The sequence below is a fragment of the Anabaenopsis arnoldii genome (assembly GCF_028331025.1).
GTDB lineage: Bacteria > Cyanobacteriota > Cyanobacteriia > Cyanobacteriales > Nostocaceae > Anabaenopsis > Anabaenopsis arnoldii.
In genome coordinates, this window is the sequence record NZ_JAQMUH010000068.1 from 1 (window position 1) to 13,036 (window position 13,036).

A 13,036-nucleotide genomic window follows, 5' to 3' on the forward strand; every position below is an offset into this window, starting at 1 on the left:
GTTTGTAAACTTGTAAATAATAATTGTCGTCACTAAATCTATTATGGCTGTTTGTGACTCTTGCTGTGCTTGTGTGAGTAAAAACCTGGCGGTATCTATAGCTTCTGTTCCTTCCTTAACAGTCAGCAACATCAACCCTAAACCCAAACTTTGGGTTCTCCGTCGGAACTAGGATATTCTATTTGGGGATTAACTACTGTGGTGGTCATGGCTACCTGCTACTGTGGTAGGTTATTGGGGTCTATTCCTTGGGATCTCAGATACTCTTCGAGTCTATCAGCCCGTAGGCGTTCTTGTTCGGCCCGTAGGCGTTCCTGTTCGGCCCGTAGGCGTTCCTGTTCCGCTAAATCTGCTAATTCTGTAGGTATGAGTAACTTAGCTCCCGTATCTAAGCGATAGAACCGTAACAGTTCCCCTTCTGCTTCTAACCGCAACTGCAAAGGTTGACATATGCGATCGCTAATGGGTTGATAAACCTCATCTTGTAAACGATAACCCTTTAATTGTTCCGGAATCCATTCACCTTTAGGGTCAAATAGCCAATATTCTAAAATCCCTAACTGTTCGTATAGTAATTTCTTTTGTTCCTGGTCTTGCTTCTGAGTGCTTTTACTGGTCATTTCAAACACTACACTGGGTACTTGACCCTCTTCCCACAGCTGATAATTATCCCGACCCCCAGGAGCCACATCAAAAATCACCATTACATCTGGGGCGACTCTCAGTTTAGGGAATCCCTGAACATAATAGAGAAATTGATCAGCCAACACCGTGGCTTGTTGACCGGCGAGGTATTGTTTAATCACCTCCAGGGTAGTGAGAATTGCATACAGATGTATATAAGTTTCTGCCAAGGGTTCTCCGTCGGAACTAGGATATTCTATTTGGGGATTAACTACTGTGGTGGTCATGGCTACCTGCTCTCTGGTAGGTTGTTGGGGTCTATGCCTTGGGACTTCAGATACTCTTCTAGTCTATCAGATTCTTGTGGGTTGGGTTGTGACTTTTTATTGACCCTCAGTATGCAAACTCTTTTCCATCATGACCCAAATCTATTACCGCCGGGTCACTGATTCAGGTAAACTGAGACTTGGTTTATTGCATTGTGACTAAGTATGGAAATTGGACAAAAGGTAAAAGTTTTTCGTTTGCGCGATCGCGTGTCTGCTAGTATTGCCAAAAAACTCGGACAAATCGGCATTATTCAAGGCTACAAAGTCGCTGATGGCTGTGGAATTGGTGTAGTGGTACTGTTTGACGACAATTCATCTACTTGGTTTTTTGAAGATGAAGTCAAACCAGTGTAATAGATAGAACTCAAAGCAGAAGCTAAGAGTATTTGCCTAGTGCTAAGTTGGAGTAGAACAGATTGCCGGGAAAAAGAGAATCAACTAATGTCCCTGATATTGACATTTTTGGGCAAAGGCGGTACGGAGCGTACTAAAATTGCGATCGCCACCGCCAAGTTATTGGCAACCCAAGGTAAGCGGGTACTTCTAGCAGGGTTAACAGAACCAGTTTTACCCATGTTACTGGAGCAAACCCTAACCCCTGACCCCCAGGAAATTGCCCCCAATTTACAGGTAGTGCAATTTAAATCCTCTGTATTGCTAGAACGCAGCTGGGAAGAAGTGAAAAAACTGGAGGCGCAATACCTCCGCACACCCCTCTTCAAAGATGTTTATGGTCAAGAACTGGTAGTATTACCAGGGATGGACAGCGCCCTAGCCTTGAATGCGATCCGCGAATATGATGCCAGTGGCAAATATGACGCGATTATCTATGATGGCACAGGTGATTCCTTTACCTTGCGAATGTTGGGGATGCCAGAATCTCTGAGTTGGTATGTGCGGCGATTTCAGCAATTATTTGTCAACTCCGATTTAGGGAAAACGATTGCGGAATCGCCCTTAATTCAGCCGCTAATTAGCAGCTTTTTTAATGTCAACTGGACAGCAGATAACTTTGCTCTACCCACCAACCAGGTGAATAATTTCTTAGACAAGGGAAAAGCAGCTCTTGCAGATCCTCATCACGTGGCGGCCTTCTTAGTGACTACACCAGACCCCCTACAAGTAGCAACTGCTCGTTATTTGTGGGGTAGCGCTCAACAAATCGGTTTAACCGTGGGTGGTGTGATGGTGGTGTCACCCACAGATCAAGTCAACCTCTCGGAAGAATTTAGACCTCTGACGGTGAGCGTTGTTCCCGATTCTCCCACAGGGGAATGGCAACCTTTAATAGATGCTCTACCCAACTTTGTAGAACAAGCATTACAGGCTCCCAAACCCATGGAAATCGACACCCATAACCGTCAAGTCCGCCTATTCTTGCCAGGATTTGACAAAAAGCAAGTCAAACTTACCCAATATGGACCAGAAGTTACAGTGGAAGCAGGAGACCAACGGCGTAATCTCTTCCTACCCCCGTCCCTAACTGGTAGACAGGTAACGGGAGCCAAATTTCAGAATAATTATTTGATAATTTCTTTTTAAGTCCTGGGTACTGGGAATTGGGTAATCAAAACCATCTATTCCCCATTCCCTAGTCCCTCTTCCCATTCATAAGTAAGTCTGATGTCAGAACCAACCCCTATTAAACCTAATTCCCAGCCAGCAGAGGCTATAGATTCAGTTAAACCCAACCAGGAAATGACAGCAGTTGCTGACCGCAGCGCCAAAACTCGCCAATTACTGGGGATGAAAGGCGCAGCACCGGGGGAAAAGTCCATCTGGAAAATCCGCTTACAACTGATGAAACCCATCACCTGGATTCCCCTGATTTGGGGGGTGGTCTGTGGTGCGGCCTCTGCGGGTAATTACACCTGGACTTGGGAAAATGTCTTGAAGTCCGCCGCTTGTATGTTGCTTTCGGGTCCTTTACTCGCCGGTTATACCCAAACTCTCAATGAATACTATGACCGGGAAATTGACGCGGTAAATGAACCCTACCGCCCCATTCCCTCTGGTGCTATTCCCTTACCCCAAGTCATTACCCAAATTTGGGTATTGTTAATCTCTGGTAATGCTCTGGCTTTTGTATTAGATGTGTGGGCTGGTAATGAATTTCCCACAATCACAACTATAGCTATTCTGGGTTCTTTTATTGCTTATATTTATTCAGCACCACCATTAAAGCTCAAACAAAACGGTTGGTTAGGCGGTTATGCTCTTGGTGCTAGCTATATGGCTTTTCCTTGGTGTACGGGTCATGCGTTGTTTGGTGAACTGAATTGGAAAATTGTCGTGATCACTGTGGTTTACAGCTTGGCTGGTTTGGGTATTGCTATTGTTAATGATTTTAAGAGTGTGGAAGGCGATCGCCAGTTCGGATTAAAATCATTACCTGTGATGTTTGGTGTCACCAGAGCCGCTTGGGTCTGTGCAGCCATGATTGATGTTTTTCAAGGGGTGATTGCAGTTTACCTGCTCACTATTCATGAAAACTTATACGCGGCAATTTTGTTGTTGTTAATCATCCCCCAAATCACCTTCCAGGATATGTATTTCCTGCGTGACCCTCTGAAAAATGACGTTAAATACCAAGCCAGCGCCCAACCCTTCCTAGTCTTGGGAATGTTGGTGGCTGGTATAGCTCTGGGCCATGCTGGCATTTAGTTTCTCTAGCCAGGGGAAAAAATGATGGGTTAGGAGTTAATATACTTCTAACTCTTAATTATGATCAGGAGTTACCGTGTTAGAGTTAATAAATCTTTGCATTCGGGGGATTCAACCATTATTAATCCCTATTTGCTTTGTTACCGCTTGGACTGTAATTATTCTGTTTGCTTGGAGTCTTTGGTCAGCAGCTCGAGATAGTGTGACCACAGCCAAACAAATGCATCAAATCCCCTGCCCTAGCTGCCAATTTTTTACCAATAATTACCGCCTAAAATGCACTGTACACCCTTCTACTGCCAGTACAGAAGAGGCTATTGATTGTTCTGACTATCAACCAAAAACTAATCCCATGCTTTACTAAAATAGGCAAGGGAAAACCGCCCATGAGAAAAAGCTAATTTATGCTAGTTCAAAACCTCAAAGACTGTCAAGAATTCATTGCCGGAGATAATACCATTCTGCGGGAACTGCTACACCCTGATAAACAACCCCTGGCATTAAGGTATAGTTTAGCTCATGCAACCTTACCAGTGGGGAAAACCTCTCAACCCCACTCCCTGACAACTTCAGAAGTGTATTATATTCTCAGTGGACAGGGAGAAATGCACATTGATGATCAAAATCAAATAGTCAGTTCAGGAGATGCGGTGTATATTCCTCCCAATACCAGGCAATTTATCCGCAACTGTGGTGTTGAACCGTTGGTATTTATTTGTATTGTTGATCCGGCATGGCGAAAAGAAGACGAGACAGTTTATAATATTACTTAATCTGTGCTTAAGTAATTTTGACCATCTGCCAAAAAAAGTAGGCTTTTCTGGTAAGGAATGAAAGATAAACTACCATTAAAATAAGTATAAATACGATTTATACTTAAAGTTTTAACTTTTCCAGAAATGGGGTAAATAGCGGTACTAATTCCCGGCGACTGAGAACCAGGGTAGGAAAAGAGCGATCGCTATAATCTTGCCCGGGTGACAAAGGAAATGGTTCATCTTTGAGAGATATCCAACTACCACCCGCAGCCTGTACAATCACCCAAGCCCCGGCGAGGTCCCAAACCTTGGGTGTAGCTTCAATACCACCTAATGCAGCCCCTGCAGCGACTGTGAGGAAATTATAGCTAGCTACACCCAGCATCCGAATTTTACAGGGAAAATCCCTTTGAATCACGGAAGTGCTACGGGAACAGAGGTTAAAAAAGTGATTTTTAGTAGCATCATCACTACTGCTATGGATAGGGTGATGGTTGAGGAAAGCCCCTGAAGGTGTGACTAATCCAGAGGAACCTGCCCAGAAACCATGAAAAGCTTGACCTAGTGGGGGGACGTAAACATACCCAAATATGGGTGTACCTCGATACAGGAGACCCATGGAAATTGACCAGATGGGAAGACCCCTAGTAAAGTTAGTAGTGCCATCCAAAGGGTCTATGACCCAACACCATTCTGTATCGGGAAAAACTTTGTCACTCTCTTCGCTTAAAATACCATAACCAGAAAAATGAGAAGCGATCGCATCACAAATTTCCTGATCAGCCCATTTATCGGCTTGGGTAACTAAACTACCGTCAGGTTTTTGGGAAGCCTGCACTTTCCCAAAATCTTGCATAAGTTGCTTTCCCACTCTGGTAGTGGTGGTTTCGGCAAAGTCGAGAATTGCTGTCCAAAAATCATTCATGAATTAATTCTCACCCCAAGGCGTTCCTTCAACCAATATTTAGTCTAAATCACTTTCTAAAACCGAGGCGATCGCCTGTTTGGCATTGGTTTGAAATTCCCTAACATTAACGCGGTTGAGAAACCACACAGCCAGGAGCATTCCCAGTGCTTGGATTCCAAAAACTAAACTATAAGCCATTAATGTTTGTGAGAAAATTCCTTTTCCCAAATCCAACACAGCACCGCCACTCACAGTAGCCACACCGCGGGAAATTGCTTGTGCTAAACCCCAAGCGCCGATAAATGTCCCAGCTGTTTCTGCTGCGGTTAAATCTAACATTAAACTAATCGCCCCGGTTGTCGTCATACCAGAGGTGAGACCATAACAAAATAACGCGCCTTGAAGTAGTTTTTGATTGGCAGTAAATCCCGCTAAAATGATCAATACAAAGGAAAATGCCACCAAAAAACACCCCAACTTAGCAGTTTTTTGTTTACCTAAGCGTGGTACAACTAGGAATCCTGTAGAACCCAGACCGATCAGCGTCCCTACTCCCGAATAAGCATTAAGTCTAGTAGTTTCCCCCACAGACATACCAAAAACTTCACCACCATAAGGTTCAAGCACAGGCTCTTGCATAAACAAACTGATGGTGAGAACCAACAAAAAGCTAAAAAATAAGCCTGTTTGGCGACTAGCAGTCAGTACCTTAAATGCTGTTTGCAGCGTAATTTTGTCTTCTCGTGCGATCGCAGTTGAACGCAAGCCATAACGAGAATATTTTTTTTCCACATTGTATGTGGATAATACAGCTAAACCAAAAACCACAGATGGGAGGATGAAAAATAGGCGGTTAATTGAGTTTTGTAATGCTGCTAACTGTTCAGGTTGACTGTACAGAGATGTTAAAGTTGTGTCTAACACTTGTGCCTCATTGCCTGGTGCTGGTAATAACACAGAACTGATAATTGCACCAATGACAATACCCACCATTAACATTGACCAGACAACACCCACTAATTGAGAGCGATTGTCCTCGTCGGAAACATCTACTAACAAAGCCGCAAAAGGAGTAGAACTAGAACTCAAAGCCAATCCATAGAAAGCAAAAATCCCCCCCAGCAAAGCCACCCAACCATAGGTTGGTAATGTCCAACCCTGAGCATAAAAACTGGCTCCTAATTGCCAAGTTACTTGTACTGCTAAAAAAGATGTAGTGACAAATACAGCCGCGCCCAAGCAAATGTAACCGGTGCGATGATATCCTAATAAAGGTTTTGCATCAGACATTTGACCAAACCAGAGTCTGGCGGGTGCAACCAGTTGGTGCATGGCTATAGTTCCCGCTACCAAAGTGGCTGGAAGTGCTAATTCCTTAATCATAATTCGATTCAGCACCCCCAGAGTTAGAAGTGACATGATGCCCAATCCCATTTGAAATAAGCCTAACCGAAACATGGTCAGTACATTAACTTTAGGTACAATCTGGGAGTTGGTTTGAGAATCAAATACTTCGCCGCTTGCCATAGCTATTTTTCAAGATGGGTTACACAATTTAGAATCTCATAAACGATTTCATAATACTGCCATTGCATTCACATGATCTCACAGCTAAACATTGGTTTGAGTAGGCAACATAAAAAAGTTGCTGATCAACGCAAGGATTTTCATTTCAAAACCGCCAATAGTCTGTTGAAAAAATATTGTGACTGTAAACTAAAGAAGTAAAGAAATGTAAATAAAATAAATATTCAACATGGAAAACATCACATTAGGACAAAATGGACCGAGTGTTACACCCCTGTGTATTGGGACTTGGGCTTGGGGTGATAAACTTTTCTGGAATTATGGCGATGGCTACGGTACCCAAGAGTTGGAGGCGGCGTTTACAGCAGCATTGGAGGCTGGTGTGACTTTCTTTGACACTGCTGAAGTTTATGGAATGGGACTGTCAGAAAAATTATTAGGGCAATTTATGCAAACATCATCAAAACCTGTGCAAATAGCTACTAAATTCGGCCCTTTACCTTGGCGGTTTACAAGTCAGTCTGTTTCAGATGCTTTAACGGAGAGTCTCAAACGGTTACAAGTAGAGCGCATTGAACTGTATCAAGTCCATTGGCCCTTTGCTTTCTTTTTAAGTCAAGAAACTTTGATGAATACCCTAGCCGATGAAGTGAAGCGGGGTAGAATTGCGGCGGTGGGGGTAAGTAATTATTCAGCTACTCAAATGCGAGAAGCCCATCAAATATTAGCGTCCCGGGGAATACCTTTAGTTGTGAACCAAGTCCGCTACTCTTTATTAAGCCGCCAAATTGAAACTAATGGAATTTCAGCCACAGCCCAAGAATTGGGCGTGACTATTTTGGCGTATAGTCCCCTGGCTCAGGGATTGCTGACAGGTAAATACACACCTGAGTGCGCCGAAACTCCCAGTGGTGTGAGGAAGATGGATCCGCGGTTTAGTAAAGAAGGTTTACAGAAAATTGCCCCTGTCATTTCTTTACTCAACAGTCTGGGAGAAAAGTATGGTCGCACTCCTGCCCAAGTAGCCCTCAATTGGTTAATTTCTCAAGGAAATGTGATTCCCATTGCTGGGGTAAAGACTCCCCAACATGTCAAACAAAATGCAGGCGCTTTGGGCTGGAGATTAAACACCGATGAAATTGGACAACTAGAACAGGTCAGTCGTCCTTGGTTGAGTTAATCAACCTTACTCTCTAAGTGCATTTGAGGATGACACAGAAGCGTCACGGCGGGTTCGCAGCTTGGGCTTGGGAGTCCCTCGTTTACCTTCGTCTCCACCATTGCTGTCCGATTTGTTCCAGGAGGAGCGGTTTCTGTCACCGGAATATTCACCACTACGACGCTTGGTTAACTTCGGCTTGGAGGAGGGTTCATCATCTTGGGGGTCTACCCCTGATTGCAACCAAGCAGGACGAGTTTGATCATAAGCAATTTGTAATGCGGCTGCGGCGATCGCATGAGCATCATATTCTTCAAGTAGTTCGCTGACTATGGGCAAGAATGAAGCTAGGCGTTCGCCAGTTAAGGCTTCTTTAACTTGTTCTTGTAATTTCTGGATATGTCGCGCTTCAATCTGGGCTCGTGTAGGAATGGACAACAATTGCCAATTTTGGCGGTTATGGCGCTCAAATACCTGTTGTTTACGCCGCTCAAAGGGCTGTACTAATGAAATTGCTGTACCTTCTTTACCAGCGCGACCAGTACGACCAATGCGGTGAACATAGGTTTCGGCGCTATCTGGTAAGTCGTAGTTAATGACATGGGAGAGCAGATCGACATCTAAACCCCGTGCTGCAATATCAGTAGCTACTACCCATCGCACTTGACGATTACGGAATCGGGTCAATAATCGCTCTCGTGCTTGTTGAGACAAGTCGCCGTGGTATTCGTCCACGCTATGACCGGCTGCTTGTAGTAAATTGGTGAGTTCCGCCGCTGTCCTTCTGGTACGCACAAAGATTAAAGCTGTTTCTGGATCTTCCATTTCTAGAATTGGCTGTAATGCTTTAGCTTTTGTCCAGTGGCGGGGGATAAGATAAGCTACTTGATTGATTTTGTTGGGTGTGGCTTTTGGCTGCTCAACGGTGACTGTGGCGGGGTTTCGCAGGAATTTATTAACAATCATGCGAATTGACGGTGGCATGGTTGCTGAGAATAAAGCTGTTTGCCGCTCTTTGGGGGCTTGAGATAGGATTTTGATCACATCATCAATAAAGCCCATGCTCAACATTTCATCGGCTTCATCCAAGACAAACCACTTGACTTGATCGAGTTTTAAACAACCCCTATCTAGTAAGTCAATCATCCGCCCTGGTGTACCTACAACCATGTGAACACCACGTTTTAGTTGCATCATTTGGCGTTCAATGGACTGACCACCATAAATTGCCAGAATCCGTAATCCTTCGTTACCTGCGAATTGGTTGATGGCATCGTGAACTTGAATTGCTAACTCACGGGTTGGTGCCAATACCATCGCTTGTACGGCTTTGTGATTCACATCTAGCTGCTCTAAAATTGGCAGAGAAAATGCTGCTGTTTTGCCTGTTCCAGTTTGGGATTGACCGACTACATCCCGACCTGCTAGCAGTTGGGGTATGGCTTGGGCTTGAATATTAGTAGGTGTGGTAAAGCCAATGTTTTCTAATTGCTCAACACGTTTTTGTGAAATACCTAATTCTTGGAACGAAAGAGTCATTAATTCTCCTAGATTTTGTTTTTTGGTTTTGGTTTGGTAAATCTGACGGCAGTTGTATTGGTTTGCCAGATTTAAAAACAGTGTCTGCAACCCTCTTTTAGGTGAGGATGCTACGCAGTCAACTAACGCCGAGGGATACTCTGGAAAGTAGACTCAGCGATACCCTTTGCCGCTCTGACATGACTTCTCTTCTAGTCGATACCCTGGGAGATGGCAGTACTGCACTCAGTGAAAGCTACTTCTACTTGTGCTAACTATTGACAACTTCACCGTAGAGGTCATATGTATCAGCACCGTGAATCGCTACTGGCACGATGGTTCCCAATTTTGCCGCCCCATCGACATATATCTGACCATCGACTTCTGGGGAAAATCTGCCAGAGCGACCTATGAGCTTTCCACTTTCAGGGTGTTCTTGTTCAATCAACACATCAACGATTTTGCCGATTTCCTGTTGATTTTTTTTGGCGGCAATTGGCTCTTGAAGCGCCATTAATCTATGCCAGCGCTCATCCATCACCTCTTGGGGTAACTGATTAGCTAGCTTGTAGGCGGGTGTTCCTTCCTCCGGCGAAAAGGTGAATGCACCCACATGATCAAATTCGTGGCGCTTGATGAATTCTAGTAGATGCTCAAAATGTTCCTCTGTTTCTCCGGGAAAACCAACTATAAATGTTGTCCTGAGTACGGCGTTTGGTAGGGCTGCTTTGATGCGTTTAATAATCCCATCATTTACCCGTCCTTGCCAGGGACGATTCATTGAGCGCAGAATATCTGGATGAGAATGTTGTAGGGGCAAGTCTAAATATGGTAATACATTCTTGGTTTGTTTGATTGCCTCTATGACATCTGGGGTCAGCCCGGTGGGATATGCATAGTGCATTCTGATCCACGGTACATCTACTCGACCTAGAGCATGAAGCAATTCGGCTAACTTTGGTTGTCCATAGATATCTAGGCCGTAATTGGTGGTGATTTGGGAAATTAAAATAATTTCCTGCACGCCTTGACTGGCTAACTGCTCCGCTTCAGTAACTATAGATTCAATAGTACGCGATCGCTGGTTCCCTCGTAGATGGGGAATAATACAAAATGCACAACGATAATCACATCCTTCGGCCACTCGCAGGTAGGCAACGCCTTCAGTTGTAGTGCGATAACGCGGTGTGGTCTCGTCTGCAATGTAGGTCGGCTCTGGACTAACCTCTTTGACCTGCTCTCCTTGTTCTACACGCTCAATTACACTTACAATCTTGTGATAATCACCTGTGCCTACTAGTGCTACTGCTTCCGGCAACTCTGTTAATAATTGTTCCTGGAAGTGTTGCGCCATACAGCCAGTAATCACAACTTTCTTGTTGGCTTCTGCCAGTTCTACTAAAGTTCTGACAGATTCTTGTCTTGCTGTTTCTATAAAACTACAAGTATTAACTATAACATAGTCTGCTAACTCTTCATTTGTATCTACACCATAGCCTGCTTCTACAAGCAGTCCTAGCATATGTTCTGTATCAATTCGATTTTTCTCGCAACCCAGGTGCGAAATGGCAATGGTTGGCTTTTCACCCATATTTTGAAAACATTTTCCGTTTTTTCTAGTCGGATAAACAAGCAGCGATGGTTTCGCTTCTTGTGATATACACCTTTACACAGTCAGGGGCTAGAACAATAGTTTTTCACTGCCACCTACTGCCTGCGGGTGCAGTGCCATAGGAGATTTTCCGGCCATGTTATTATATATGTACTACTTAGTCTATTTCCCAGGGTAGGTTAAGTGTCTTTGAGTATGTTTAACACTTATATTTTTTTAACTTGTCTGTTGGTATTTTTGATTACCGCAGCGCCTGTGTTAATTTACCCGTCGGGAAGCCGCCCAAAGGGCTGGTTTTGAAAAGTCGCTACCCTCAGGGAAACCGCGCTCTCTGGGTAGGTGATTAGGACCCAGGAGTACGAGACAACGCCTAATAAAGCAGTAAACTTACCCTGACGGTCAGGCCTTGCCGACGACGGCGCGTGGGCGGGGCGCATAAACCAGGGGAAGTTGCCTTGCGTCTTGTGAGTGGCAAACTCCTCTTCTAGCCTATTTTTATCTTAACATATCTTAGAGGAGGTTTTACGATAATTTCCAACCTAGGGAAGAGGTAGTAAGACAACCAACTCAAAACACACTTGACTAGTTAGTTAAAAGTCAAGAGGAGCCAGCCCCATGAGCGGGTTCCCGGACTTCAGGTGACTGGCGTTCAATAGTCAACAGTCAAACAATTTTGGATTTGAGATTGGCAATTTTAGATTGACAGCACCCACGAGGGCATACAGGTTAAGGATATGAGATTTCCCTTCTCCTATGCCACCCCGCACTACCACCCTATGAGGTTGACTCTGGTCAAGGTAGAGGGTAGTAGAGACGTTGAGGATTTGAGATTTGTGCGGACCAAAAGCGGCTGGGCGGAGGGACTCAAAGAATTTTCTTTGAGTTTTTAGATTGAAAATCTCAAAAAACTGAAATGGACAAATCCGAAATTGAGGAATCCAAAATCTAAAATTGGCACAGTCAAATAAATTATAGACTCTAGACTGGTGGACACTAGACCCCGCAAAGCACCCCAAATATTAGGTATAAAACTAAGACGTGGACTTATATCAGTTATTTAAAACTCGAACACCAATTATTGGTGTGGTTCATCTACTACCACTACCCACCTCGCCCCGTTGGGGAGGTAATCTCAAAGCGGTAATTCAGCGTGCCGAACAAGAAGCAGCAGCCCTGGCCAGTGGAGGAGTAGACGGCATTATTGTGGAAAACTTTTTTGACGCGCCTTTTACCAAAAACCAAGTTGATCCAGCTGTTGTAAGTGCCATGACTGTGGTGGTACAACGAATCAAAAATTTAGTGACATTGCCCATTGGTTTAAATGTTTTGCGCAATGACGGCAAAAGTGCAATGGCGATCGCCTACGCCACCCAAGCACAATTCATTCGCGTCAATGTATTGACAGGGGTGATGGCAACGGATCAAGGATTAATTGAAGGTGAAGCTCATCAATTACTGCGTTATCGCCGAGAATTAGGCTGTGATGTCAAAATTCTAGCTGATGTGTTGGTGAAGCATGCCCGCCCCTTGGGTTCCCCTAATCTCACAGTTGCCGTGAAAGACACCATTGAAAGAGGTTTAGCAGATGCCATAATTTTGTCTGGCTGGGCTACTGGTAGTCCTCCTAACCAAGAAGACCTGGAACTAGCTATTGGAGAGGCAAATGGCACTCCAGTGTTTATAGGTAGTGGAGCGAACTGGCAAAATATTGCTACACTGATGCAGGCAGCAAATGGGGTGATTGTTTCCAGTTCCCTGAAGCGCCATGGTCGCATCGAGCAACCAATTGACCCGATTCGCGTCAGTCAATTTGTGGAAGCTGCCCATACTCGTTGGCATCCCAACGGCAAGATTCAGTCTATTTCTGGGGCTGTGAAAATACATTCTTAGGAGACTCCAAGGGAAGGTTCGGGAAGTAATTTTCCCAGACTATGACTA

The 13,036-nt window shown here is 44.4% G+C and carries 13 protein-coding genes and 1 pseudogene; 8 read left to right on the forward strand and 6 right to left on the reverse strand.

The genetic code is table 11. From position 1 onward, the window contains the following. Positions 1-147 (reverse strand): DUF2887 domain-containing protein (locus PN457_RS05360; protein ID WP_417006594.1); only part of this gene is annotated, 147 nt, incomplete at its 3' end. Positions 148-218: 71 nt separating this feature from the next. After that, positions 219-911, reverse strand: a complete 693-nt coding sequence (locus tag PN457_RS05365) for a Uma2 family endonuclease (protein ID WP_271731810.1) — start codon at positions 909-911, stop codon at positions 219-221. 204 nt (positions 912-1,115) lie between these two features. Between PN457_RS05365 and petP the strand changes: the two genes are divergently transcribed. From petP to PN457_RS05390, 5 genes are all read left to right on the forward strand, one after another. Next, complete coding sequence (petP, locus tag PN457_RS05370) at positions 1,116-1,307, forward strand: cytochrome b6f subunit PetP (RefSeq protein ID WP_271731811.1); 192 nt, start codon at positions 1,116-1,118, stop codon at positions 1,305-1,307. Between the two features lie 87 nt (positions 1,308-1,394). Further along, positions 1,395-2,495, forward strand: a complete 1,101-nt coding sequence (locus PN457_RS05375) for a Get3/ArsA fold putative tail anchor-mediating ATPase NosAFP (protein WP_271731812.1) — start codon at positions 1,395-1,397, stop codon at positions 2,493-2,495. Between the two features lie 81 nt (positions 2,496-2,576). Then, positions 2,577-3,617, forward strand: coding sequence for a chlorophyll synthase ChlG (chlG, locus tag PN457_RS05380; protein WP_271731813.1), 1,041 nt, complete (start codon positions 2,577-2,579; stop codon positions 3,615-3,617). A 76-nt stretch (positions 3,618-3,693) separates the two neighbouring features. Beyond that, positions 3,694-3,981: a hypothetical protein gene (locus tag PN457_RS05385; protein WP_271731814.1), complete on the forward strand. Its 288-nt coding sequence runs from the start codon at positions 3,694-3,696 to the stop codon at positions 3,979-3,981. A gap of 40 nt (positions 3,982-4,021) precedes the next feature. Beyond that, positions 4,022-4,390, forward strand: coding sequence for a cupin domain-containing protein (locus PN457_RS05390; RefSeq protein WP_271731815.1), 369 nt, complete (start codon positions 4,022-4,024; stop codon positions 4,388-4,390). 103 nt (positions 4,391-4,493) lie between these two features. Here PN457_RS05390 and PN457_RS05395 read toward each other — a convergent pair whose 3' ends face one another. Then, positions 4,494-5,300: an inositol monophosphatase family protein gene (locus tag PN457_RS05395; protein WP_271731816.1), complete on the reverse strand. Its 807-nt coding sequence runs from the start codon at positions 5,298-5,300 to the stop codon at positions 4,494-4,496. 39 nt (positions 5,301-5,339) lie between these two features. After that, positions 5,340-6,809, reverse strand: a complete 1,470-nt coding sequence (locus tag PN457_RS05400; protein ID WP_271731817.1) for a BCD family MFS transporter — start codon at positions 6,807-6,809, stop codon at positions 5,340-5,342. Positions 6,810-6,905: 96 nt separating this feature from the next. Between PN457_RS05400 and PN457_RS05405 the strand changes: the two are divergent. Continuing rightward, positions 6,906-6,986, forward strand: a pseudogene (locus PN457_RS05405) (RNA-guided endonuclease TnpB family protein); the annotation flags it as partial. A gap of 52 nt (positions 6,987-7,038) precedes the next feature. After that, on the forward strand, positions 7,039-7,989 hold the full coding sequence (locus tag PN457_RS05410; RefSeq protein WP_271731818.1) for an aldo/keto reductase: 951 nt from the start codon (positions 7,039-7,041) through the stop codon (positions 7,987-7,989). Between the two features lie 6 nt (positions 7,990-7,995). Here PN457_RS05410 and PN457_RS05415 read toward each other — a convergent pair whose 3' ends face one another. Together PN457_RS05415 and rimO are read right to left on the reverse strand one after the other, a co-directional pair. Beyond that, complete coding sequence (locus tag PN457_RS05415; protein ID WP_271731819.1) at positions 7,996-9,507, reverse strand: DEAD/DEAH box helicase; 1,512 nt, start codon at positions 9,505-9,507, stop codon at positions 7,996-7,998. A 250-nt stretch (positions 9,508-9,757) separates the two neighbouring features. Then, positions 9,758-11,077, reverse strand: coding sequence for a 30S ribosomal protein S12 methylthiotransferase RimO (gene rimO, locus PN457_RS05420; protein WP_271731822.1), 1,320 nt, complete (start codon positions 11,075-11,077; stop codon positions 9,758-9,760). A 1,059-nt stretch (positions 11,078-12,136) separates the two neighbouring features. Here rimO and btpA point away from each other — a divergent pair. Beyond that, a complete protein-coding gene (btpA, locus tag PN457_RS05425; RefSeq protein WP_271731823.1) occupies positions 12,137-12,988 on the forward strand; it encodes a photosystem I biogenesis protein BtpA in 852 nt (283 codons plus the stop codon). Positions 12,989-13,036: the final 48 nt, after the last annotated feature.